This window comes from Variovorax sp. CCNWLW235 (genome assembly GCF_037204085.1).
GTDB lineage: Bacteria > Pseudomonadota > Gammaproteobacteria > Burkholderiales > Burkholderiaceae_C > Variovorax.
Genome location: NZ_JBBCBW010000007.1, coordinates 128,198 through 150,794, shown reverse-complemented (window position 1 = coordinate 150,794; position 22,597 = coordinate 128,198). Strand labels below are relative to the sequence as shown.

The window sequence follows — 22,597 nt, the reverse complement described above, 5'->3', positions numbered from 1 at the left end:
CTCAGTCGCGGAAGTTGTTGAACGAGAGGGGCATGTCGGGCACGTCCTTCTTGATCAACGCCATGGCGGCTTGCAGGTCGTCGCGCTTGGCGCCGGTAATGCGCACCGCGTCGCCCTGGATGGCGGCCTGCACCTTGAGCTTGCTGTCCTTGACGATGCGGGTAATTTTCTTGGCCTGCTCGGATTCGATGCCGCTCTTGACCTTGATGACCTGCTTGACCTTGTCGCCGCCGATTTTCTGCACGTCGCCCTTGTCGAGGAAGCGCACGTCGACGCTGCGCTTGGTGAGCTTGGCGCGAAGAATGTCTTCGACCTGCACGAGCTGGAACTCGGCATCGCCGATCATGGTGATTTCCTTGTCCTTGAGCTCGACGGCGGCAGCCGTGCCCTTGAAATCGAAACGCGTTGCGATTTCCTTGGCGGTGTTTTCGACCGCGTTCTTCACTTCGGGCAGATTGGGTTCGCAGACGGTATCGAAAGACGGCATGGGCTCCTCCTGGATTCACGGTAGCTGGATGCGACAATTCTCCCATGATCGTGGAGAACAACGTTCCGCTGCAGCCGTACAACAGCTTCGGCATCGTCGCGCGTGCGCACAACCTGGCGCGCATCGCCAACGAGGCGGACGTGGCCGAGCTGCGGGCCGATCCGCGCTGGCGCGACGCTCCCCGCTTCGTACTGGGCGGGGGCAGCAACATCGTGATCACGGGCGACGTGAAGCCGCTGGTGCTCAAGGTCGAGATCAAGGGGCTGCGGCTGGTCGACGAGACCCCGCGCGCCTGGATCGTGGAGGCCGGCGCGGGCGAGGTCTGGCACGACGCCATCCAGTGGATGCTGGCAAACGGCTACCCGGGGCTCGAAAACCTGGCGCTCATTCCGGGCACGGTGGGCGGCGCGCCGGTGCAGAACATTGGCGCCTACGGGGTCGAGCTGCAAGACCGCTTCGAATCGCTCGACGCCATCGACCTGGACACCGGGCGCAGCTTTACGCTGGACGCCGCGCAGTGCGCCTTCGGCTACCGCGACTCGGTGTTCAAGCACGTGCGCAGCGGGCCCAACGATTTTGGGCTTTCGGGCCGGGCGCTGATCACCCGGGTGCGCTTTCGGCTGCCCAAGCCCTGGAAAGCGGTGGTGGGCTACCTCGACCTGGAGCGCAAGATGGAAGAAACCGGCAACTTCACGCCCAGCGCCACCGACGTGTTCGACTGGATCTGCGCCATTCGCCGCGCCAAGCTGCCCGATTGGCGGGTGCTCGGCAATGCCGGTAGTTTCTTCAAGAACCCGACGGTCACGCCCGAGCAATGCGCCGACATCATCGCGCGCGACCCGAAGATCGTGCATTACCCAATGGCCGACGGCAGCATCAAGCTGGCGGCCGGCTGGCTCATCGACGCCTGCGGCTGGAAGGGCAAGTCGGTCGGCAACGCCGGCGTCTATGAAAGGCAGGCGCTGGTGCTGGTGAACCGCGGCGGCCTCGAAAACCCGGTGACCGGCGGCGAGGTGATGACGCTTGCCAAGGCCATCCAGACCAGCGTGTACGAGCGCTTCGGTATCCGGCTGGAGCCGGAGCCGGTGGTCGTCTGATGGACCTGGACTTCCTGCACCTGAACTACCGGCGGCGCATTGCCGCGCTGATGTGGGCGCGCCGGGCCGCGGTGGTGGGGGCGCTTGTCGCGGTGTTCTTTGCCTTTCGCAATGGCGGCTGGCTGGTGCTGGTGCCGCTGGTTCTTGGCGCGTGGGCGCTGGCGGCCACGCTGGGCTTCATGGAAACGAGCCTGCGCCGGCAGTTCATCCGCGAAGCCCGCATGCCGCCGTTTCTTATCGGCAAGCTGCGCGCGGCGCACCCGGGGCTCAGCGTGCGCGACGCCGAGCTGGTGCTGCGCGGCCTGCGTCAGTTCTTCATGGCCCATTTGCGCAGCGGCCGCAAGTTCGTGGCCATGCCTTCCAAGGTGGTCGATACCGCCTGGCACGAGTTCATTCTGCACACGCAGGGCTACCAGAACTGGTGCAAGGCGGCCTTCGGCGGCATGCTGCACCACAGCCCCGCCGAGGTGCTGGGCAAGGACCCGAAGCGCAACGACGGCCTGCGCCGCACCTGGTATTGGGCCTGCAAGGAAGAAAGCATCGACCCGCGAAAGCCCTCGCGGCTGCCGCTGCTGTTTGCGCTGGACGTGAAGTTCGGCATTCCGGGCGGCTTCGACTATGTGCCCGACTGCAAGGCCGTCGACCGGCACAACGGCTCCGACGCCCATTGCGGCACCAGCTTTGGCGACTCGTCGTCGGATGGCGGCGGCGCGGGCGATGCTGGCGGCTTCGGCGGCAGCGAATCGAGCGGCAGCGGAGACGGCGGCAGTGGAGGAGGGGATTCCTCCAGCGGCTGCGGTGGTGGTTGCGGTGGGGGCGGCGGCGACTGATCGAGCGGCAGGCGCGCACCGCGCACAAATGAAAACGGGCCCGCGAGGGCCCGTTTTGTCATTGCGCGAAGCGCTTTGGCTTACTTCGTCTCGTCGTCGTTTGTGAGCCGCGGCACCGAGGTGCCCTGGCCCGGCGACAGCAGCCCGGTGCGGGTGTAGATCGCCAGCTTTTCGCGCGTGTCCACGATGTCGAGATTGCGCATCGTGAGCTGGCCGATGCGGTCGAGCGGCGTGAACGCGCCGGCCACCTTTTCCATGCTCAGGCGCTCGGGCTGGTACGTGAGGTTGGGCGACACTGTGTTGAGAATCGAGTAGTCGTTGCCGCGGCGCAGCTCGATGGTCACTTCACCGGTAATGGCGCGCGCCACCCAGCGCTGTGCCGTTTCGCGCAGCATGATGGCCTGCGGGTCGAACCAGCGGCCCTGGTAGAGCAGGCGGCCGAGCTTGCGGCCATGGTCGCGGTACTGCTCGATGGTGTCTTCGTTGTGGATGCCGGTCACCAGGCGCTCGTAGGCGATGAACAGCAGCGCGAGGCCGGGCGCTTCGTAGATGCCGCGGCTCTTGGCCTCGATGATGCGGTTCTCGATCTGGTCGCTCATGCCCAGGCCGTGGCGGCCGCCGATGCGGTTGGCTTCCAGGATCAGATCGACCAGGTTCGCGTGCTCCACGCCGTTCAGGGCCACCGGGCGGCCTTCTTCGAAGCGCACGGTAACGGTTTCGCGCTTGACCTCGACCTCGTCCTTCCAGAACGCCACGCCCATGATCGGCTGCACGATCTGCATGCCGCTGTCGAGGTTTTCCAGGTCCTTGGCCTCGTGCGTGGCGCCGAGCATGTTGGAGTCGGTGCTGTAGGCTTTTTCGGCCGACATCTTGTAGCCGAAGCCGGCCTTGGTCATGAACGCCGACATTTCGGCGCGGCCGCCGAGCTCGTCGATGAACAGCTGGTCGAGCCAGGGCTTGTAGATCTTCAGGTTGGGGTTGGTGAGCAGGCCGTAGCGGTAGAAGCGCTCGATGTCGTTGCCCTTGTAGGTGCTGCCGTCGCCCCAGATATGGACGTCGTCTTCCTTCATGGCCGACACCAGCATGGTGCCGGTGACCGCGCGGCCGAGCGGTGTGGTGTTGAAGTAGGTAACGCCGGCCGTGGTGACGTGGAACGCGCCGGCCTGCAGCGCGGCAATGCCTTCATTCGCCAGCTGTGCGCGGCAGTCGATCAGGCGGGCGTTCTGCGCGCCGTAGAGCATTGCCTTGCGGGGAATCTCGTCGTAGTCGGGCTCATCGGGCTGGCCAAGGTTGGCGGTGTAGGCGTAGGGAATCGCGCCCTTCAGCTTCATCCAGTGCAGCGCGGCGCTCGTGTCCAGGCCGCCCGAAAAGGCAATGCCGACCTTCTGGCCGGCGGGAACGTTTTGGAGAATGGTCGACATGTGGGTGTACGGTTGGCAGGTCAGGGTTCAGCCGAAGTGGCAGATGTAGCTGTAGGGCTCGCCCGCCACGCGGATCTGGAAGCTCGAATTGCCTGGAACGTTGAACTTCTGGCCGGGGCCTGCCGCGACCCATTCGGTGGTGCCTTCGAGCTGGTATTCGCAGCTGCCGGCGGTGCCTTCCATGATTTCAGGCGCACCGGTCTTGAAGGTCAGGGTGGACGGAAGGATCACGCCGACCGATTTTTTCGTGCCGTCGGCCAGGGTGAGGCTGTGGCTCACGCACTTGCCGTCGAAATACACATTGGCCTTGGTCGCCACTGCGGCGCTGTTGAGAGTGTCGGTAGTCGTCGTCATTGGATGGCGCCGGCGCATGCGCGGTCGGCTTGTCGAGGACGCACCACCGCGGCGGCGCACCCCTCGGGGTTGGAAAAGTCCCCGATTTTAGGGCTTGGCCGAACCCGCGCCCGCAGCCTCTGCGCGGGTCGGCCCAAGCACGGCTCAGCGCCAGTGGCGGTGGCCCCACCCGCCGCGGTAGCCGCCCCATCCCCGGGAGTACCCGAAATTCAGCGAGAGGCCGACGGGCGGGTAGACGTAAGGCTGCGGATAGACGTAGGTCGGCTGCACGTACACGGGCGCCGCATAGACCGGGGCGGGCTGTTGTACATAGGTGGGGGCCAGCGGCGCATTGGAGACCACCACGCCCGGCTCAGGCACCACGTTGTCCCACGGCGATCCACCCTGCTGGGACGGTTGGGCGTATTGCGGGCTTTGCTGGTACTGGTACTGCTGCTGGCCGCTGTCGGCTTCGACCGGATAGGGCTGCAGCTGCGGCTGGGGTGCAACCGGCGCGGTGGTCACGCCGTAGGCATTGGCCTGGATCGGGATGCTGGCGCCCGGACGGCTGTTCATGCGCGTGGTGTACTGCCGGCCGTTGTATTCGTAGGTGACGTTGTAGCTGGGGCTGCTGCCGGTCGTTTCGTAGACGGGGGTGGCCGAAATCACCCGCGCCCATGCTTCCTGGGCCTGCACGGTGGCGGCGCCCGCCGCCAGCAAACCGGCCGCCGAAAGGCCCGCGAGGGTGCGAAAGACGTGTCTGTTCATGGTGTTCTCTCCTGCAGATCGGGGTTGGAGGCGGGCCGGCAAGGCAGGGTTCCAGCGTTTACACGGCGTTCACAGCGGCAGCCCAGGCTTGCGCGTCGAACCCTGTCGTAACGCCGGTTTTGCCGCCCCAGTTGACCACCGGCCGCTTGATGAGGTTCGGGTTGGCCAAGAGCACCGCCCGTGCCGAAGCGGCATCGACCACCGCGTTTCGTTCGGCCTCGTCGAGCTTGCGCCAGGTGGTGCCGCGGCGGTTGACCAGTGCTTCCCAGCCCGGCTTTTTCAGCCATTGGTCGAGCTCGGCCTCGGGCACGCCTTGCTTCTTGAAGTCGTGGAAGGTGTAGGCGATGCCGTGTTCGTCGAGCCAGTCTCGGGCGCGCTTGACGGTGTCGCAGTTGGGAATTCCGTAGAGGGTTGTCATGGATGCCAATGATGCCGATAAAACCGGGCGCGGCCCTCGCGTTCCGGGTCGGCGACAATGCCGGGCTCCATGGAAACCCTTAACGACTGGCTCGCACGCGCCGAGCAACTTCATCCGAAGAACATCGAGCTCGGCCTCGAGCGCGCCAAGGAAATGGCGGCCCGCATGGGCCTGCGCTTCGACTGCCCCGTCATCACCGTGGCCGGCACCAACGGCAAGGGCTCGACCTGCGCCATGCTCGAATCGATCCTCACGCACGCGGGCTACCGCACGGCGGTTTTCACGTCGCCGCACCTGGTGCGCTTCGAGGAGCGGCTGCGGCTGGCGGGCGAGGCAGTCGATGCTTCCAAACTGATAGCAAGCTTCGAGGTGGTTGAGGCGGCCCGGGGCGACATGGCCCTGACGTACTTCGAATTCACCACGCTCGGCATCCTGCGCTGCATGATCGAGGAGAAGCCTGACGTGGCCATTCTCGAAGTGGGGCTTGGCGGCCGGCTCGACGCGGTCAACATCATCGACACCGATTGCGCGGTCATCACCAGCATCGACCTCGACCACATGGACTACCTGGGGCCCGACCGCGAAAGCATCGGCTTCGAGAAGGCCGGCATCCTGCGCCCGGGCAAGCCCGCCATCGTGAGCGACCCGATGCCGCCGCAAAGCGTGATCGACCACGCCACTGCCATCGGCGCCGACCTGTGGCGCTTCGGGCACGACTTCAATGTGTCCGGCGACAAGCAGCAGTGGGGTTGGTCGGGCCGCGGCAGGCGCTACAGCGGGCTGGCGTACCCGGCGCTGCGCGGCGCCAACCAGCTGCTCAATGCAGCGGGCGTGCTCGCGGCGCTCGAGGCGTTGCGGCAGCAACTGCCCATCACCGCGCAGGCGGTGCGCACGGGGCTTGCCATGGTCGAGCTGCCCGGCCGCTTCCAGATTGTTCCGGGCGAGCCCGCGCTGGTGCTCGACGTGGCGCACAACGCGCATGCCGTTGCGGCGCTGGCCGAGAACCTCGACGCGATGGGTTTCTATCCCACCACGCATGGGGTGTTCGGTGTCATGGCCGACAAGGACCTGGCCCCCATCCTCGCGCGCATCGGGCCGATGATCGACCGCTGGTATTTCACCGACCTGCCGACGCCGCGCGCCGCCAAGGCAAGCGATCTGCTCGCGAGTTGGCAGGCGCAGAACACGCGCACCGACGTCTCCGGCAGCGTGCACGCAGGGCCGATGGAAGCGCTGCGCGCAGCCATCGAGCACGCAGACCCCGCTGATAGAATCGTGGTCTTCGGATCGTTCTTCACCGTGGGTGGCGTGCTGGAGCACGGCACTCCGCGGCTGCAAGCCAAACACCTGCTGCCCGGCGGCTGATCGCCGAACCGTCCGCACCATCTGGCACCACCTCGCTGCACTCCTCCAGGGATCGAACTTCATGGCGTTTTTCAAGTTCCGCACGCGCGGCCCGCAAGGCAACGAAGGACGCAGCGCACCCGCCGCTGTTCCCGCGGAAAGTGTCGAAACCATGCGCCGCCGCGCGCGGCACCGGCTGGTGGGCGCGGCCGTTCTGGTGCTGCTTGGTGTCATCGGCTTTCCGCTGTTGTTCGACACCCAGCCGCGGCCGGTGTCGGTCGACATTCCCATCGAAATTCCAGACCGCAATAAGGTCAAGCCCCTGCCGGTGCCCGCCACACCGGCGCCTGCCGCCCCCACCGGCGCGGCCGACGGCAGCTCGCGCGTTGCGGCTGCACCATCGCCCTCGTCGTCAGGCGGCATGATCACCGAAACCGCCGACGGCACCGAAATCGACCCGAGCAAGCCGGCGCCAAGCACACCGCCGGCCGCCACTGCCCCTGCCAAGCCAGCGGCCGAACCCAAGCCGGAGCGCAAGCCCGAGCCAAAGCCTGAGCCGAAACCCGAGCCCAAGCCGGATCCCAAGCCCGAGCCGAAGCCAAAGCCAGAACCCAAGCCGGAAGCCAAACCCGAACCCAAGCCCGCGACGCCCAAGTCCGCCTCGGCCGACGACGGCAATCGCGCGCGCGCCCTGCTCGAAGGCAAGCCTTCCAACACCAGCACCAAGCCCGCCGCTTCCGAAGACAGCGGCCGCTTCGTGGTGCAGGTCGGTGCCTTCGCAGATGCCGACAAGGCGCGCGAAGTGCGGCAGAAACTCGAGAAGGCAGGCCTCAAGACCTATGTGCACGTGGCCAAGACGGCCGACGGTGAGCGCACGCGTGTGCGTGTCGGCCCGTTCAGCTCGCGCGCCGAGGCGGACAAGGCCGCGGATAAGGTCAAGGGCTTGTCTTTGTCGGCCGCCATCCTCACGTTGTAGTAGCCATCGCTCGCTGCCGTGGCCCTGCTCGACTGGATCGCCGTCACGCTCATCATCGTGTCGATGCTGTTCGGCCTGTGGCGAGGCCTGGTGTTCGAGGTGATTTCGCTGGCGGGTTGGGTGGCTGCCTTCATTGCCGCCCAATGGCTGGCTTCGGATGTGGCGGCCTGGCTGCCGTTCGGCGACCCGCAGGCCACCTGGCGCTATCCGCTGGCTTTTGTGCTGGTGTTCGTCGGGGTGGCGTTCGGCGTGGGGCTGGTGGCCGCGCTGACGCGAAAGCTGATTGCGGCTGTCGGCCTCCGGCCGGTGGACCGGATATTGGGTGGGGCCTTCGGAGCGGCGCGGGGTGCGATTGCCCTGCTCGTGCTGGCGGTCATTGTTCATTTGCTGGCGTTGAGCGACAGTGCCTGGTGGCACGAATCGCACAGCGCCATTGTTCTCGATGCGGCATTGCAGGGCCTGAAACCCGCGTTGCCTGAAAAGTTGGCAAGCTACCTGCCCTGAGAGGAATCGTTCATGTGTGGAATCGTCGGCGTTGTCAGCAACGCACCCGTCAATCAGCTGCTCTATGACGCCTTGCTGCTGCTGCAGCATCGCGGCCAGGATGCGGCCGGCATCGTGACCCTGCTCGAACGCAAGTTCTTCATGCACAAGGCTAAGGGCATGGTGCGCGACGTGTTCCGCACCCGCAACATGCGCGCGCTGCCCGGCAGCGTGGGCCTGGGCCAGGTGCGCTACCCGACCGCCGGCAACGCCTACAGCGAGGAAGAGGCGCAGCCCTTCTACGTGAACGCGCCTTTCGGCATCGTGCTGGTGCACAACGGCAACCTCACCAACGCGCATGCGCTGCGCGCAGAGCTGTTCTCCACCGACCACCGCCACACCAACACCGAGAGCGACTCCGAAGTGCTGCTCAACGTGCTGGCACACGAGCTCGAGCGCGCATCGCGCGGCGTGCCGCTGAACCCGGCCGAGGTGTTTGCCGCGGTCAAGAACATGCACAAGCGGCTGCGCGGCTCGTATGCCGTGGTGTCGCTCATCGCCGGCCATGGCCTGCTGGCTTTCCGCGATCCGTACGGCATTCGCCCGCTCTGCATGGGCCGCAACGAGAAGGACGGCACCGTGATGGTGGCCAGCGAGTCCGTGGCGCTCGAAGGTTCGGGCCATGTGTTCGAACGCAACATCGAGCCCGGCGAAGCGGTGTTCATCGACTTGCAAGGCAAAGTGCACTCGATGCAGTGCGCCGAAGCGCCCACGCTCAACCCCTGCATCTTCGAATTCGTGTACCTGGCGCGTCCGGACTCGGTGCTTGACGGCATCTCGGTGTACCAGGCACGGCTCAACCTGGGCGAAACGCTGGCCAAGCGCGTGGTGTCGACCGTGCCGCCGAACCAGATCGACGTGATCATTCCGATTCCGGAATCGAGCCGCCCGAGCGCCACGCAACTCGCGCACCTCTTGGGCGTGCCGTACCGCGAAGGCTTCGTGAAGAACCGCTACGTAGGCCGCACTTTCATCATGCCGGGGCAAGGCGTGCGCAAGAAGTCGGTGCGCCAGAAGCTCAACGTGATTGCCAGCGAGTTCAAGGGCCGCAATGTATTGCTGGTCGACGACTCGATCGTGCGCGGCACCACCAGCCGCGAAATCGTGCAGATGGCCCGCGATGCCGGCGCACGCAAGGTCTACCTGGCCAGCGCCGCGCCGCCGGTGCGCTACCCCAACGTCTACGGCATCGACATGCCCACCAAGGACGAGCTGGTGGCGCACGACCGCACGGTGGAGGAAATCCGCGAACTGATCGGCTGCGATGCGCTGATCTACCAGGACGTGGACGCCATGAAGCGTGCCATCGGCTCGCTCAACCCCAAGCTGAGCGGCTTCGATGCCTCCTGCTTCGACGGCGTGTACGTGACCGGCGACATCGACACCGAGGCCATCTCGCGCATGAACGGCAACCGCCCGCGCATCGAAGAGACCGAAGAAGATTCGTCGCGCCTTGCGCTTCCCAATCACAGCGAGTGAGAGCTGAATTGACCGATGAACGAACCCTGCCGCCCGGACTGCACCGCGACACGCTCGCGCTGCGCACCGGGCTGGCGCCCAGCCAGCACGGGGAGCACTCCGAAGCGCTGTTCCTGACCAGCGGCTTCGTGCAGCCCGACGCAGAAACGTCGGCGCGCCGCTTTGCCGGCACCGAAGCGGGCTTTACCTACTCGCGCACGTCCAACCCCACGGTCACCAGCTTCGAGCAGCGCCTTGCGGCCATGGAAGGCACGGAAGCCGCCATCGGCGCGTCCACCGGTATGGGCGCCATCCTCATGATGTGCATGGGCCTGCTGAAGGCGGGCGACCACGTGATCTGCTCGCGCTCGGTGTTCGGCTCCACGCTGAACCTGTTCGGCAAGGAATTCGCCAAGTTCGGCGTCGAGACCACTTTTGTCTCGCAGACCGACGTGGCCGAATGGCGCGCGGCCATGAAGCCCAACACCAAGCTGCTGTTCGCCGAAACGCCCACCAATCCGCTGACCGAGGTGTGCGACATCCGCGCGCTGGCCGACCTGGCGCACGGCGCCGGCGCTCTGCTCGCGGTCGACAACTGCTTTTGCACGCCCGCGCTGCAGCGCCCGACCGAACTGGGCGCCGATCTCGTCATTCATTCGGGCACCAAGTACCTCGACGGCCAGGGCCGCGTGATGGCCGGCGCGATCTGCGGTCCGTCGAAACTCATCGTCGATGTGTTCGGGCCCGTGGTTCGCACCGCGGGCATGGCGCTGTCGCCGTTCAATGCGTGGGTGGTGCTCAAGGGCCTGGAAACGCTCGGCATCCGCATGCAGGCGCAATGCGCCAACGCGCTGGCCGTGGCGCAGTGGCTCGAAACGCAGCCCGGCGTTGCACGGGTCTACTACCCCGGCCTGGCCTCGCATCCCCAGCATGAACTGGCCATGCGCCAGCAGTCGGGGCAGGGCGGGGCGGTGGTGTCGTTCGACGTGGTCGGCAACGACCCCGAAACGGCGCGCGCCAATGCCTTCCACGTGATCAACAGCACGCGCGTTGTGAGCATCGCCACCAACCTGGGCGACACCAAGACCATCATCACGCACCCCGGCACCACGTCGCACGGGCGCCTGACCGAAGTGCAGCGCCAGGCCGCCGGCATCAGTCAGGGGCTCATCCGCGTGGCGGTGGGCCTCGAGTACATCGACGACATCAAGGCCGACTTGCTCCGCGGCCTTGGCACCCTGAAATCCTGATCGACCCCATGACCGGCAAAGTTCGCACCCGCATCGCTCCGTCTCCCACCGGTTTTCTTCACCTGGGCACCGCGCGCACCGCGCTTTATTCGTGGGCCTATGCGCGCCACTACGGCGGCGAGTTTGTGCTGCGCATCGAAGACACCGACGTCGCCCGCTCCACGCAGGATTCGACCGACCAGATCCTGGCTTCGATGCATTGGCTCGGCCTCGACTACGACGAAGGCCCGATCTACCAGATGCAGCGCCTGGAGCGCTACCGCGAAGTCATCGCGCAGATGCTTGCGGCCGGCACGGCCTACCACTGCTACTGCACGCCGGCCGAGCTCGACGAAATGCGCGAAGCGCAACGTGCGCGCGGCGAAAAGACGCTGTACGACCGCCGCTGGCGTCCGGAGCCGGGCAAGGTGCTGCCGCCGGTGCCCGAAGGTGTGCCGCCGGTGGTGCGCTTTTGCAATCCGCCCGAAGGCGATGTGACGTGGAACGACCTCGTCAAGGGCGAGATCACCATCAACAACCGCGAGATCGACGACCTCATCATCTTGCGGCCCGACGGTGTGCCCACCTACAACTTTGCTGTGGTGGTCGACGACTGGGACATGAACATCACGCACGTGTTCCGCGGCGACGAGCACATCAACAACACGCCGTGGCAGATCAACATCTTTCGCGCACTGGGCGCACCGCTGCCGCAGTTCGGCCATGTGCCGGTCATCCTGGGTGACGACGGGCAAAAGCTCTCGAAGCGCCGCGGTGCCGTGAGCGTTACCGCCTATGAAGAGAACGGCTACCTGCCCGAAGCGATGCTCAACTACCTGGCGCGCCTGGGTTGGAGCCATGGTGACGACGAGCTCTTCACGCGCGAGCAGATGGTGAGCTGGTTCGACGGTTCGCACCTGTCCAAAAGCCCCGCGCAATGGGACGCCGCGAAGCTCGCGTGGGTGAATGCACAGTACATCAAGGCCAAGCCCGATGCGGAGCTCGCACTGCTGGTGGCCGCGCAACTGAAGAAGCGCGGCATCGAGGCCGACGATCGCCTTGCTGCCATCTGCGCGCTCTTCAAGGACCGCTGCGAAACCACGGTTGCACTGGCCGACTGGGCCGCCGCGTTCTACACAGACGTGACACCGAGCGAAGCGGATCGCACGCAGCACGTCACCGATGCGGTTAAGCCCGTCATTGCTACGCTTGCCGAGAAGCTCGCGAGCGTGCCCTGGGAAAAAGTTTCGATCGCCGCGGCCATCAAGGAAGTTCTGGCCGCACATTCTGTGAAAATGCCTGTGTTGGCCATGCCGGTTCGCGTCCTTGTGATGGGAACACCGCAGACGCCATCCCTCGATTCGGTGCTCGCAATCTTTTCTCGTGAAAAAGTTGTGGAGCGTCTGAAAAGGGCCTGATTTTTCGGTCTATAATTCGAGGCTCGACACCCACACGGGGGTATAGCTCAGCTGGGAGAGCGCTTGCATGGCATGCAAGAGGTCATCGGTTCGATCCCGTTTACCTCCACCATCAAAGTGTCGAGAAGAAGATAAGTGCTGATCGCAGCACGGTTCCTAAGGTTTTGACCCTATCGTCTAGAGGCCTAGGACACCACCCTTTCACGGTGGCTACCGGGGTTCGAATCCCCGTAGGGTCGCCAGTTTCATGCAAGTGAAGCAGGCACGAGTTGTCAACACTCGGCTCCGCAAGGAGTGAACGTTGTCTACCAGGAGTGGTAGTTCAGTTGGTTAGAATACCGGCCTGTCACGCCGGGGGTCGCGGGTTCGAGTCCCGTCCACTCCGCCACACACAAGCCCCTGTAGCAGCTTTTGCTACAGGGGCTTTTTGTTATCTATAGGGCTTGGCTTCGGATGCGCGCGGCAGTTGCGTCGAGTCGGCAGTAGGTACACCCTCACTCATCAGTGCAAAGCAGGCGCCCCTATGGCCGGGCCGGCTTGGACTACATAAACGATGACTAACCAGAATGAAACGGCGGCTAAGTCCGCCTCCATCCCGGCGGGTTCCGCTGCATCGATGCGTGTGTGCTTTATGCCCCCTCGTGACACTTCACGGAGCGCTCTCGTACGTGGCATGTTGTTCTCGGGGGTGTACAGCATAGCGGCCGTCGTTCTCATGTTTTATACCGTTTTCAGGGTGCAAGGACCGTGGTTCTATGCCGTCTTTCTGGGGCAGCTGGTACTGCATTTCTACATGACGACAGAGATTCTGATCAGCAAAGACGAAATTGAGCGTCTTACTGGCTATGGATTGATACGGCGTGAAGGTGTTCTGCGATTCTGCGGATATGTCCCTCGAAGGCGGCGCTTGCGCACCCTTGGCTTCCCGATCCGGTCGATCGAGGAAGTTGGCTCGGCTGTTCTTGTTCACTTGAACGATGGTAGTCAGGTCAAACTTCCCAAGCTAAGTCTGGAAGGCCAACACTTGTTCAAGAGAGTCTTTGAGTCAATGAGCGCCGGAGCGGATGCCGAAGCGCTGAGGAAACAATACACGGGTCTTGCACCCGGGCTCCTCGTCACCTTGGAATACAAGGAAGCGCCGCAGTTGCCGAAGTGGCAATATTGGACATCAATGATTTTGCTGGTTCCCGGCATCTATCTCGGATGGAAACTGTATGAGCTGCTGCTTCGGTGATGGTCGAGCGCAAACGAGATCGGATGTCCGTTTGGCCGAAGATAATTTCGTGGCGAACTGAGACTGACGTCTTGTTTCCGGACCTTCGTGGCAGTTCAGGCTACTGACTGCATGACGACAGTTCCAATTCAATTTTGTTTTGTTCCCGGCGCTGAATAAGGCCGGGGTGCCTTTGCGGTGCAATTTGGCAGGCCAGTTAAACCAATGCAGCCGCAAAAAGCCTATGCTTTTGCCCCTTCATCTGGACGGGGCACCGATAAAATTGGTCGACCGTTATTGGGCGACGGGTCTTGTAAGTGCTTGCGCCCAAAGGTTCTTTGGCGCTTTCCCGGTTGCTGTTGGGTAGCAATTCTTTTGCAAAGTGGTAGCCCTCCACTCCGCCAAACATAAGCCCCTGTAGCAGTTCTGCTACAGGGGCTTTTTGCTGTGCGCTTCCATTCTCGCGCAGCGCGAATTGTCCGACACGGGGAGCCGACGCGTGCCGACCGGCCGGTGCGCGCGCACCTGTAGCTTGGGCGTTTGCTCACCGACGAAAGGAATTCACATGAACAAGCACCAACTCGAAGGTATGAAGGTCGCCATTCTCGTGACCGACGGCTTCGAACAGTCCGAAATGACCGACCCCCGCAAGGCCCTCGAAGCCGCGGGTGCGGAAACGAAGATCGTTTCGCCCAAGAACGACCGGGTGCGCGGCTCCAGGCACGGCGACCCGGCCGATACTTTCACCGTCGACATCCCGCTTGCTCAGGCGGCCGCGCATGAGTTCGACGCACTGCTGCTGCCCGGCGGCGTGATGAGCCCCGATGCGCTGCGCATCAACGAGCAGGCCGTGGTTTTCGTGCAGGACTTCGTCAAGGCCCACAAGCCGATTGCCGCCATCTGCCACGGCCCCTGGACGCTCATCGAGGCCAAGGGGGTCGAGGCCCGCACCATGACCTCGTGGCCTTCGCTGCGCACCGACCTGAAGAACGCCGGCGCCAAGTGGGTGGACAACGACGTGGTGGTCGACGGCAATCTGGTGACCAGCCGCGGCCCGAGGGACTTGCCGGCATTCGACCGCGAAATGGTCCGGCTCTTTGCCGACGCCCACGCGCACGCCTGACCGGGCCTGCTCTTGTCGCCATGACTGTTCAATGGGACGAGTTGCGCGTCGCGTACGAAGAGTGGCGCAGCCAGCGAGACAAATACGACCGGTGGATGACCGACATCGCCGCCGGCAAGCCGTATGACAAATCGGCGCTGCAGCGCGACCTGGAAGAGCTCGATGCGCTGCACAAGGTCTTCCTGCAGAAGGCTCGGCCGTTCGTCCACCCCAGGTCCTGAACGCATCGCCCTCGGCGCATGGGTGCGCGAGGGCGCTTCCATAAGCCGCCGTTATCACTAAACAACAGGCGCCGGCGTTCCGTGCCCGCGCTTGCATGCCGATACTTCCGTCTCCCTCCAGGAGACGCACCTGTTCACGCCAAAGTACCCGCAAGAAGCACCGCAACGCCGCACCGCAGCGGGTGGCGGCGGCGTGCGTGCCGTCGACAGCCATGCGCATGTCTTCCTGAGCAACCTGCCGCTCGCGCCGCAGCGTCGGCACGCGCCGGACTACGACGCCACGTCTGCTGAATACCTGGGCCTGCTGGATGCGCATGGCATCTCGCATGCGCTGCTGGTCCAGCCCAGCTTCCTGGGCACCGACAACAGCTTCATGCTCGGCGCATTGCGCGCCTGCCCGGATCGCTTGCGCGGCGTTGCCGTGGTCGCACCCGAGACGCCCCTTGCCGAACTGCGCGCGCTTGCCGAGGCAGGCATCTGCGGCATCCGGCTCAACCTCATGGGCCTGCCGTTGCCCGATTTCTCGCAGCCGGTGTGGCAGGCCCTGCTGCAGCATGTGCGAAGCCTCGACTGGCATGTCGAGGTGCACCGGCCTTCGCACGACCTGGCGGTGGCAGGCCAGCCGGTGCTCGATGCCGGCTGCAAGCTCGTCGTCGACCATTTCGGGCGGCCTGGCGGCAGCACCGCTGGCGACGCCGGTTTCGACTGGCTCCTGCGCGCGGCGGCAAAAGGCCGCACCTGGGTCAAGCTGTCGGCCGCCTACCGCAACTGGCCCGACCCTGCCGGCGCCCACGCCCGGCGGGCCGCGCGCTCGCTGCTGGAGGCCGCGGGCCCGGAGCGCCTGCTCTGGGGCAGCGACTGGCCCCATACCGAACACCGGGAACACACGAGCTACCCGCACACGCTGGCGGTGCTGGACGAGTGGATTCCCGACCCCGAAGCGCGGCGCTGCATCCTGGCCGAGACCCCGGCAGCGCTGTTCCGTTTTTCCAAGGAGACATCATGAAAGCACACGGCGCTTTGCGCGCATGGATTCCGGCTGCCTGCGTCGGCACGGCACTTCTTGCCACTGCCTTGAGCGCCGCGGCGCAGGCCTGGCCGGCAAAGCCGGTGAAGATGATCGTGACCTACCCGCCGGGCGGCACGGTCGACGTGGTGGCGCGCGTCATCGCGCCCAAGCTCTCGGCCCGGCTCGGGCAGCCGGTGGTGATCGACAACCGCGCCGGCGCGGGCGGCGCGATTGGCGGCGATCTTGTGGCCAAGAGCCCGGCCGACGGCTACACGATCATGCTCGACGCATCCAACCATTCGCAGAACCCCGCGCTGCGCAGCAAGATGCCGTTCGACACGCTGCGCGACCTGGCCCCGGTCTCGCTGCTGGTGCGCGTGCCCAACGTGCTCGTGGTCAACCCCTCCGCGACGATCACGGGCGTGAAGGACCTCATTGCACAGGCGAAGGCCAAGCCCGAGCACATCAACTACGCGTCTTCCGGCAACGGCTCGGCACAGCACCTCTCGGCGGAACTCTTCAGCGCCATGGCCGGCGTGCGCATGACGCACGTGGCCTACAAGGGCGGCGGTCCCGCGCTCACCGATGTCATGGCCGGCCAGGTGCCGGTGTTCTTCGCAAGCCTTGCGTCGAGCCTGCAGTACATCCAGGGCGGCAAGCTGCGTGCGCTGGCGGTCACGGGCAAGGCGCGCTCGCCGGTCATGCCGCAAATTCCGACGGTGGCCGAATCGGGGCTCGCGGGCTACGAGGTCTATGAGTGGAACGGTGTGTTCGTTCCAGCCGGAACGCCCGCGGCCGTGGTCGACAGGCTGTCGAAGGAACTGGCCGCCGTGGTGCGCGACCCTGAAGTTCGCGCCCGCCTTGAAGGCATGGGCGCCGAAGTGATCGGCTCCAACCCGGTCGAGCTCGACGCGTTCCGGCGCGCCGAAATCGCCAAGTGGACGCAGGTCGCCAAGACCAACAAGATCGAACTGGACTAGGCGGCAAGCATCTCGGCAAAGGCGTCCGCAAACGCCGGGCGCGACCGCGCGAGCCACATCGCGGCAAGCTCGAAAGGCGGAAGCCCCGTGCCGTCGCGCACCTCGGCATAGCGCACGCCTTCATGCCGGAGCGCGCGAACCGAACTCGGCAGCAGCGACCAGCCCAGCCCCGCCGCCACGCAAGACAGCACGGTCAGCGTGCGGTTGGCGTCCTGCACGATGCGCACCTCGTGCCCGGCCGCGCGAAAGGCCGCCAGCACCTGGGTGCGCAAGGCCGACATCTGCAGGCTGGGAAACCACACCAGCCCGTGCGCGGCAATGTCCGCCAGCGAAACGCAGCCATCTGCCCCGATCTGATGCGAGGCGGGCACGGCCGCCACCAGCAGTTCTTCGCCGAGCCGCTTCTCGTGCACGCGCGCATTCACGGCTACAGGAGGATGCAGCAGCGCGATGTCGATGCGGCCGCCCTCGAGCGCCTCGACCTGCTCGGCATTGCTCATCTCGCGCAGAGAAATGTCGAGTTGCGGATAGGCCTCGCGCAGCCGCCGCAGCGCGCGGGGCAGCACTTCATACACCGCGTGGGTCACAAAGCCGATGGTCAGCCGGCCCGCGCGTCCGGCGCCCATGGCGCGAACGCGTTCGGCCGCCGCATCACCGTAGGCGAGGCTGGCCCGCAGGTCGTCGACGATGGCCAGCCCTGCCTCGGTGAGGGCGGCGCCCCGGCGCGTGCGCGTGAAGAGCTTGGTGCCGACTTCGCTTTCCAGCCGGTTCAGCATCTGCGTCAACGCGGGTTGCGCAAGGCCGAGATTTTCGGCGGCGCGGGTAAGGCTGCCGGCCTCCGCGATCGCCACGATACAACGCATCTGCCGGGTTTCCATGCGGCATTCTATGAACCGGCCCGCGCGGAAAGTGCCGCGCGTGTTGAACGGTTGGCACCGTTGGCACCCCGGTTCGCGCCCCACCTTGCCTGCACGATGCCCAGCAACGCAAGGACCGGCAGCGCCAGTTCGAATACCTCCTCGAAGCTGAGCACCAGGTAGCTGTACAGGCCCGCGGGCCTGCCGCCCAATCCGTCCTGGTCCGCAAGTACCGCGGGTACCTGGTCGAGAACGATCGCGGCTCCGATCACTGCGGCAAAGGTCAGCAGTGTGGTGGCTTCCGGTCGCCATTGCCACCATGCGCGCAACGCGTCTCGCGCGGACCAGGCGCGCCTTGCGAGCCATCCGCCGGCCACCGCAATGGGCGCGAAGACCAGGCTGCCGTGGTGTGCCAGGTGCCCGTCCGCTTCGCGCGCGGCAAAGGCAACAAGCACGATGCAGATGGCCGTCTTGTCCAGCCGCGACAGCGACGCCACCCGCACCGCCGCCAGGCATGCCGCCGCGGCAAGGTACAGCAAAGCCGTGCTCTTCTCGACCGGTCCGCTTTCCTCCAGGACCGCCGGTCCGATCGATCCGGGCGTGTTCAATCCGATCCATGCCGCGGCAAAGCCGAACACCAGCACCAGCGAGGGCCCCGCCGTGCCGGCTGTCAATGCGCGCAGCGGCCACGCCGGCGCGGCGGCCGGTGAGCGAGTGAACCTGCGTCCCGCCGCATGAAGCGCGAGCAGTGCCGCGGCGATGCACGCGCCCAGCAGCGCACCGGCCGCAATGTCGAACGGAAAATGAATGCCCGCATAAATGCGCGACCACGCCGTGACCGAGGCCACGGCAAGAACGAGCAGCCCCACGTCACGCAGCCCGCGCTGCAGCAGCAGTATGAAGGCCATGGTGAACATTACCGAGGCGTGGGTGCTGGGCAGGCCCGCGCGCGCGCCGTGCGGCACATGGGCGGGGCTCAGTCCCACCATGAAGGGGCGCGGCATACCGACGGACGCCGCGATCTCGTGCGAGATCAGCGAAGCGGCACCGCCGGCGGCCAGCACGGCCACCATGCAGATGCTCTGCGCGGGACGGCGCCATGCCACCCAGGCAAGAATGGCCGCGCATGCCCACGACGAGCCCAGCGCAATCGCCGATGCAAACCACAGCAGCGTGGGGGAGGGAGAGAAGCCCGCGGCGAGCGTGTCGAAGAGCGCGAGGTTGAGTGAATTCATCCGTCGGTATCAAAAAGAAACGGCGGCCTCGTTGCTGCGAGGACGTGAGTCCAGGCTCAATTTAGCATCCGTCCGGCTCGCCGCGCGGCATGCCCGACCGCGGGAGAAAGGATCAGCCGGTGCGATTGACACCGCACCAGCGCGCCATGAAAACGGCGAGCACGGCTGTGACCTGCATCAGGCTGTCGATGGAAACCCACTCGTCGATGCCGTGGATGCTCGAGCCCGTGGGGCCGTAGCAGACCGCGGGCGTCTGCCCGTAGATGTTGAAGAACTTGGCGTCGGTGGTGCCGGTGAAGGCGCTGGGCTCGAGCGGCTCGCCGGCAATGTCCCGGTGGCACTTCGAAAGCTCGGTGACGATGGGCGATTCGAGGTCGAGATCGAAGCCGTCGGCCTGAAAGCCTTCGTAGATCACGGTGTAGCTCAGGCTCTCATGCGCGGGGTGCGCGGCGTAGGCGGCAGCCAGCACCGCCTCTACCTCGGCCTTGGCGCGGGCCACGTTCATGTCCGGATAGAAGCCGATGCGAATGTCGCTGCGGCAGGCCGAGGGCACCGACGACGCCCACTCGCCGCCCTGGATCTTGCCCAAGTTGAAGTTGATCGGGTGCGCATGATGCGCGTAGTTGCGATAGCGGTTGGTGGGCTCGTTCCAGCTCTGCTCGAGCTTCTTCAGCTCCGAAAAAAGATATAGCGAGAAGTCGATGGCACCGACGCCGGTTTGAGCCACCGACGCATGCACCGGCTTGCCCAGCACCTCGAGCGCGAGCCACAGCACGCCCAGCTGGCAAGTCATGATGCCGCCGAGCGGCTCGGGGATGATCGCCGCGTCGGCCCGATAGCCTTCGACCAGGCAGGCCAGCGCGCCGTTGCCCGTGCACTCTTCTTCCACCACCGACTGAAAGTACACGGGGGCGGCCGGTTCGAGCCTGAGCGACCGCAGCGCCGCATACGCCATCGTGTACGCGGCAATGCCCGCTTTCATGTCGGCAGCGCCGCGCCCGTAGAGCCGGTCTGCGTCGATCACGGGCTTGAACGGCGGATGCGTCCACAGCACCTCTGCGCCTGTCGGCACCACGTCGACGTGGCCGTTGAAGATCAGCGAGCGGCCCCTGGCCGGCCCGCTCGGCTGATGGATGCCGACCACATTCGTGCGCCCCTCGTACGACACGATGGACGGCGAATAGCCCGCGTGCTGGCGAATTTTTTCTTCGTCGATTTCGAACTGGTCGACGCGCAGGCCCAGGCTTGCGAAAGTTTGCGCCATGTAGGCCTGCACGCTCTGCTCGTGCCCCAGCAACGAAGGGTGCGCGACCAGTTCCTCGAGCATTCGAACCGCCCGGCCGCGCAGCGCGTGGGCGGCCTCCACGATGGCGGCTTCGCTGACCGGGGCTTCGCTGGAATCTTCGCGAGGATGTGGCATGGCGTCAGGAGCGCGTGCTCGGCAGTTGGGAGAGAGGGTTTCCATCCTACCGGCCGCCGCCGGGCAGTGCGCCGAGGCAGCCCTAGAAGTCCAGCTTGGCGCTCACGCTGAAGGTGCGCGGGTCGCCAGGCTTGATGTAGTTGTCGTACTGGTATTCCCAGTAGCGCCTGTTGGTGAGGTTGTTCACCGCCACGCGGAAGGTGGTGTCGTGGCCGTTGATGCGCGTGGCATAGCTCGCACCGATGTTGGCAACGGCGTAGCCCGGCAGCTTGAGTTGGTTGGCCGCGTTGAGCATGGTGCTGCCCGTGTACTTGGCGTCCGCCGAAAGCTTCAGGCCTGGCACCTGCGGCACCGCATACGACACCTGCGCCGTGGCCACGAAGTTCGGCGCGCCCGCCACGCGGTTGCCGATGTTGTTGATGCCGCGCTTGTACGAGGTGTCCAGGAACATCAGGTTGCCGCCGATTTGCCACTGCGAGCCCAGGCGCGTGGAGGCCGCGAACTCCAGGCCCTGGTAGATCGAGCGGCCGTCCTGCACAAGTGCGTTGGCGCTGTTGGCGTACTCGGCGCCACGTTCGATGCGGAACAGTGCGGCCGTGGCGCTCCAGCGCTCGCGGTCGGTCTTGATGCCCAGTTCGTACTGCTTGCTCTTCAGCGGCTTGAGCAGCTCGCCGTTGTTGGCGTAAAGGCTGCTGACGGAGCTGCCCTGCTCGAGCGACTCGACATAGCTGGTGTACAGCGTGGTGTCGGGCGCGGGCTTGAACATGAGCGCGAGCGTCGGCGTGATCACGCCTTTCTTCTTGTACTCCGAGGTCCTGACACCGTCGGTGCCGTAGGCGCTTTGTTCGTAATCGGTGCTGCGCACGCCGGCCAGCACCGACCAGCGGTCCGACAGCTTGATGGTGTCGCTCGCGAAGACCGCGCGCTGGGTGATGTCGCTGTTGCGATACATCAGGAGATCGGTCGAGCTGGCATAGGCATTGGTGTTCTGCCCGAAGATGCTGCCGGTACCGATCCACTGGTAGATGCTGTTGCTGCTGTAGTCGTTGGTTTGCTTCTGCCATGACGCACCCAGCGTGACCTGATGCTCGATGGTGCCGGTGCGCAGCTTGCCCTCGGCCATGGCCTGCCATTGGTCGAAGCGATGGCCCTCGCGCGTGTCGGAGCGGTAGTCGTCGTAGTTGCCGCTCGCGTCCTGCAAGTAAAGAATGCCTTCGTTGCGGCTGCGCTTGGAGGTGCTGTGGCTGTAGCTGGTGCTCAGCGTCCAGTCGGGCGTCAGCTTGTACTGCAGCCCGGTCGAATAGAGCTGAAGGTCGGTGGTGAGGTGCTGGCCGGGCCCCACCAGGGTCTGGTCCTTGTCGCGGATCGTTCCGGGCAGGCGGGTGCCGGTGTAGGCGCTGGTGGCAATCGACGGCGTCTGGTCGGTGGACTTGCGCTTCTGGTAAAGCGCATCGAAGTTCCAGGTCAGGTCGCGCGTCAGCCTGGCGTCGAGCGCCAGCGACACCGAATCGCGGCGGATGCCGCCGTCGTTGAAGGTCTTGCCTTCTTCATGCGTGGCATTGAGCCGGTAGCCGAACCGGTCGTCCGCGCCGAAGCGTCCGGCCAGGTCGATGTGCTCGCTCCACACGCTGTTCGACTTGTAGCCGATGCCGATGCTGCGCACCGGCTGCTCGGTCGGCTTCTTGGTCACGTAGTTCACGATGCCGCCCGGCGAGCCGAAGCCGTACATGAAGCCCGAGGAACCCTTCAGCAGCTCGATCTGCTCGAAGTGCTCGTAGGGCAGCGTGATGGCGTAGCTGAGAAAGGGCTTGCCGTCCATGCGGTAGCCGTTCTGCCAGTCCAGCGGCAGGCCGCGCACGGTGATGTAGCTGGCCCAACTGCTGTAGGCGCCGCTGTTGTCCGATACCGAGGCGTCCAGCGCAAACACATCGCCGAGTTTCGACACCTGGCGCTCGGCCAGTTCTTCGCTCTTGACCACGGTGGTGGAAAAGGGCGTTTCAAGCTGCGTGCGTGCGCCGAGGGCACCGCTGCTCACCTTGGCAGCGAGGTGCTGCGGCGTTTCTTCCGCTGCGGTGGCGGTCACGGTCGGCAGCGCGGCGGCCGGCTTGCCGTCGGCGGCCTCCTGCGCATAGGCCCGGCCAGCCGGGGCCGCTGCGCACAGCACCAGCAGGGCGGCACCTGTGCCCAGGCCCAGCGTCGAGTTCTTGAAGGAGGGGA

22 protein-coding genes and 3 tRNA genes are annotated in these 22,597 nt (G+C 65.4%); 16 read left to right on the top strand and 9 right to left on the bottom strand.

Annotation, left to right across the window (positions count from 1 at the left end; translation table 11 throughout):
* Nucleotide 1: 1 nt before the first annotated feature.
* Nucleotides 2-487, bottom strand: a complete 486-nt coding sequence (locus tag V9L21_RS10820; RefSeq protein ID WP_337311691.1) for a YajQ family cyclic di-GMP-binding protein — start codon at nt 485-487, stop codon at nt 2-4.
* A 44-nt stretch (nt 488-531) separates the two neighbouring features.
* Here V9L21_RS10820 and murB point away from each other — a divergent pair, with 44 nt between their 5' ends.
* Together murB and V9L21_RS10810 are read left to right on the top strand one after the other, a co-directional pair.
* Nucleotides 532-1,584 carry a UDP-N-acetylmuramate dehydrogenase gene (gene murB, locus V9L21_RS10815; protein WP_337311689.1) on the top strand — a complete coding sequence of 351 codons (1,053 nt, stop codon included), beginning with the start codon at nt 532-534 and terminating at the stop codon, nt 1,582-1,584.
* A complete protein-coding gene (locus tag V9L21_RS10810) occupies nt 1,584-2,414 on the top strand; it encodes a glycine-rich domain-containing protein (protein WP_337311687.1) in 831 nt (276 codons plus the stop codon). Before murB ends, V9L21_RS10810 begins: the two co-directional genes overlap by 1 nt.
* Nucleotides 2,415-2,494: 80 nt before the next feature.
* Here V9L21_RS10810 and argG read toward each other — a convergent pair whose 3' ends face one another.
* The 4 genes from argG to V9L21_RS10790 all read right to left on the bottom strand — a co-directional run bounded on the left by argG (nt 2,495) and on the right by V9L21_RS10790 (nt 5,354).
* The gene (gene argG / locus V9L21_RS10805; RefSeq protein ID WP_126746290.1) at nt 2,495-3,835 is read right to left on the bottom strand and encodes an argininosuccinate synthase; all 1,341 of its coding nucleotides are present in this window, start codon (nt 3,833-3,835) and stop codon (nt 2,495-2,497) included.
* A gap of 27 nt (nt 3,836-3,862) precedes the next feature.
* On the bottom strand, nt 3,863-4,189 hold the full coding sequence (gene ppnP, locus V9L21_RS10800) for a pyrimidine/purine nucleoside phosphorylase (protein WP_307699753.1): 327 nt from the start codon (nt 4,187-4,189) through the stop codon (nt 3,863-3,865).
* 144 nt (nt 4,190-4,333) lie between these two features.
* Complete coding sequence (locus V9L21_RS10795; protein WP_337311684.1) at nt 4,334-4,936, bottom strand: hypothetical protein; 603 nt, start codon at nt 4,934-4,936, stop codon at nt 4,334-4,336.
* A gap of 58 nt (nt 4,937-4,994) precedes the next feature.
* Nucleotides 4,995-5,354 (bottom strand): ArsC family reductase, encoded by a 360-nt coding sequence (locus V9L21_RS10790; protein WP_337311682.1) that lies wholly within the window; start codon nt 5,352-5,354, stop codon nt 4,995-4,997.
* Between the two features lie 57 nt (nt 5,355-5,411).
* Between V9L21_RS10790 and folC the strand changes: the two genes are divergently transcribed.
* The 14 genes from folC (at nt 5,412) to V9L21_RS10720 (ending at nt 16,868) form a co-directional block, all read left to right on the top strand.
* Nucleotides 5,412-6,719, top strand: coding sequence for a bifunctional tetrahydrofolate synthase/dihydrofolate synthase (gene folC / locus V9L21_RS10785; RefSeq protein ID WP_337311681.1), 1,308 nt, complete (start codon nt 5,412-5,414; stop codon nt 6,717-6,719).
* Between the two features lie 61 nt (nt 6,720-6,780).
* A complete protein-coding gene (locus V9L21_RS10780) occupies nt 6,781-7,674 on the top strand; it encodes an SPOR domain-containing protein (protein WP_337311679.1) in 894 nt (297 codons plus the stop codon).
* Nucleotides 7,675-7,692: 18 nt separating this feature from the next.
* A complete protein-coding gene (locus V9L21_RS10775) occupies nt 7,693-8,178 on the top strand; it encodes a CvpA family protein (protein ID WP_337311677.1) in 486 nt (161 codons plus the stop codon).
* 12 nt (nt 8,179-8,190) lie between these two features.
* A complete protein-coding gene (gene purF, locus V9L21_RS10770; protein WP_337311675.1) occupies nt 8,191-9,696 on the top strand; it encodes an amidophosphoribosyltransferase in 1,506 nt (501 codons plus the stop codon).
* Between the two features lie 8 nt (nt 9,697-9,704).
* Nucleotides 9,705-10,925: an O-succinylhomoserine sulfhydrylase gene (locus tag V9L21_RS10765; protein WP_337311673.1), complete on the top strand. Its 1,221-nt coding sequence runs from the start codon at nt 9,705-9,707 to the stop codon at nt 10,923-10,925.
* An 8-nt stretch (nt 10,926-10,933) separates the two neighbouring features.
* Nucleotides 10,934-12,322 (top strand): glutamate--tRNA ligase, encoded by a 1,389-nt coding sequence (gltX, locus tag V9L21_RS10760; protein WP_337311671.1) that lies wholly within the window; start codon nt 10,934-10,936, stop codon nt 12,320-12,322.
* A 36-nt stretch (nt 12,323-12,358) separates the two neighbouring features.
* Nucleotides 12,359-12,434, top strand: a tRNA-Ala gene (locus V9L21_RS10755).
* Nucleotides 12,435-12,488: 54 nt separating this feature from the next.
* Nucleotides 12,489-12,564: transfer RNA gene (locus tag V9L21_RS10750), tRNA-Glu, on the top strand.
* 69 nt (nt 12,565-12,633) lie between these two features.
* A tRNA-Asp gene (locus V9L21_RS10745) sits at nt 12,634-12,710 on the top strand.
* Nucleotides 12,711-13,037: 327 nt separating this feature from the next.
* Complete coding sequence (locus V9L21_RS10740) at nt 13,038-13,556, top strand: hypothetical protein (protein ID WP_337311669.1); 519 nt, start codon at nt 13,038-13,040, stop codon at nt 13,554-13,556.
* 544 nt (nt 13,557-14,100) lie between these two features.
* The gene (locus V9L21_RS10735) at nt 14,101-14,658 is read left to right on the top strand and encodes a type 1 glutamine amidotransferase domain-containing protein (protein WP_337311667.1); all 558 of its coding nucleotides are present in this window, start codon (nt 14,101-14,103) and stop codon (nt 14,656-14,658) included.
* Between the two features lie 20 nt (nt 14,659-14,678).
* Nucleotides 14,679-14,879: a hypothetical protein gene (locus tag V9L21_RS10730; protein ID WP_337311665.1), complete on the top strand. Its 201-nt coding sequence runs from the start codon at nt 14,679-14,681 to the stop codon at nt 14,877-14,879.
* A gap of 91 nt (nt 14,880-14,970) precedes the next feature.
* Nucleotides 14,971-15,885 carry an amidohydrolase family protein gene (locus V9L21_RS10725; RefSeq protein WP_337311663.1) on the top strand — a complete coding sequence of 305 codons (915 nt, stop codon included), beginning with the start codon at nt 14,971-14,973 and terminating at the stop codon, nt 15,883-15,885.
* A complete protein-coding gene (locus V9L21_RS10720) occupies nt 15,882-16,868 on the top strand; it encodes a tripartite tricarboxylate transporter substrate binding protein (RefSeq protein ID WP_337311662.1) in 987 nt (328 codons plus the stop codon). Before V9L21_RS10725 ends, V9L21_RS10720 begins: the two co-directional genes overlap by 4 nt.
* On the opposite strand, the gene V9L21_RS10715 is transcribed toward V9L21_RS10720, so the two are convergent.
* The 4 genes from V9L21_RS10715 to V9L21_RS10700 all read right to left on the bottom strand — a co-directional run bounded on the left by V9L21_RS10715 (nt 16,865) and on the right by V9L21_RS10700 (nt 22,574).
* On the bottom strand, nt 16,865-17,746 hold the full coding sequence (locus V9L21_RS10715) for a LysR family transcriptional regulator (protein ID WP_337311660.1): 882 nt from the start codon (nt 17,744-17,746) through the stop codon (nt 16,865-16,867). The two genes, V9L21_RS10720 and V9L21_RS10715, sit on opposite strands and share 4 nt — an antisense overlap.
* Before the next feature lie 8 nt (nt 17,747-17,754).
* Nucleotides 17,755-18,960 (bottom strand): phosphatase PAP2 family protein, encoded by a 1,206-nt coding sequence (locus V9L21_RS10710; RefSeq protein WP_337311658.1) that lies wholly within the window; start codon nt 18,958-18,960, stop codon nt 17,755-17,757.
* Nucleotides 18,961-19,072: 112 nt separating this feature from the next.
* On the bottom strand, nt 19,073-20,380 hold the full coding sequence (locus tag V9L21_RS10705) for an ArgE/DapE family deacylase (RefSeq protein WP_337311656.1): 1,308 nt from the start codon (nt 20,378-20,380) through the stop codon (nt 19,073-19,075).
* 82 nt (nt 20,381-20,462) lie between these two features.
* Complete coding sequence (locus V9L21_RS10700) at nt 20,463-22,574, bottom strand: TonB-dependent siderophore receptor (protein WP_443304680.1); 2,112 nt, start codon at nt 22,572-22,574, stop codon at nt 20,463-20,465.
* Nucleotides 22,575-22,597: the final 23 nt, after the last annotated feature.

Coding starts and splice junctions, on each gene's coding strand:
- V9L21_RS10820 (WP_337311691.1), bottom strand. CDS start 487: ATGCCGTCTTTCGATACCGTCTGCGAACCCAATCTGCCCGAAGTGAAG.
- murB (WP_337311689.1), top strand. CDS start 532: ATGATCGTGGAGAACAACGTTCCGCTGCAGCCGTACAACAGCTTCGGC.
- V9L21_RS10810 (WP_337311687.1), top strand. CDS start 1,584: ATGGACCTGGACTTCCTGCACCTGAACTACCGGCGGCGCATTGCCGCG.
- argG (WP_126746290.1), bottom strand. CDS start 3,835: ATGTCGACCATTCTCCAAAACGTTCCCGCCGGCCAGAAGGTCGGCATT.
- ppnP (WP_307699753.1), bottom strand. CDS start 4,189: ATGACGACGACTACCGACACTCTCAACAGCGCCGCAGTGGCGACCAAG.
- V9L21_RS10795 (WP_337311684.1), bottom strand. CDS start 4,936: ATGAACAGACACGTCTTTCGCACCCTCGCGGGCCTTTCGGCGGCCGGT.
- V9L21_RS10790 (WP_337311682.1), bottom strand. CDS start 5,354: ATGACAACCCTCTACGGAATTCCCAACTGCGACACCGTCAAGCGCGCC.
- folC (WP_337311681.1), top strand. CDS start 5,412: ATGCCGGGCTCCATGGAAACCCTTAACGACTGGCTCGCACGCGCCGAG.
- V9L21_RS10780 (WP_337311679.1), top strand. CDS start 6,781: ATGGCGTTTTTCAAGTTCCGCACGCGCGGCCCGCAAGGCAACGAAGGA.
- purF (WP_337311675.1), top strand. CDS start 8,191: ATGTGTGGAATCGTCGGCGTTGTCAGCAACGCACCCGTCAATCAGCTG.
- gltX (WP_337311671.1), top strand. CDS start 10,934: ATGACCGGCAAAGTTCGCACCCGCATCGCTCCGTCTCCCACCGGTTTT.
- V9L21_RS10740 (WP_337311669.1), top strand. CDS start 13,038: ATGTTTTATACCGTTTTCAGGGTGCAAGGACCGTGGTTCTATGCCGTC.
- V9L21_RS10735 (WP_337311667.1), top strand. CDS start 14,101: ATGAACAAGCACCAACTCGAAGGTATGAAGGTCGCCATTCTCGTGACC.
- V9L21_RS10730 (WP_337311665.1), top strand. CDS start 14,679: ATGACTGTTCAATGGGACGAGTTGCGCGTCGCGTACGAAGAGTGGCGC.
- V9L21_RS10720 (WP_337311662.1), top strand. CDS start 15,882: ATGAAAGCACACGGCGCTTTGCGCGCATGGATTCCGGCTGCCTGCGTC.
- V9L21_RS10715 (WP_337311660.1), bottom strand. CDS start 17,746: ATGGAAACCCGGCAGATGCGTTGTATCGTGGCGATCGCGGAGGCCGGC.
- V9L21_RS10710 (WP_337311658.1), bottom strand. CDS start 18,960: ATGAATTCACTCAACCTCGCGCTCTTCGACACGCTCGCCGCGGGCTTC.
- V9L21_RS10705 (WP_337311656.1), bottom strand. CDS start 20,380: ATGCCACATCCTCGCGAAGATTCCAGCGAAGCCCCGGTCAGCGAAGCC.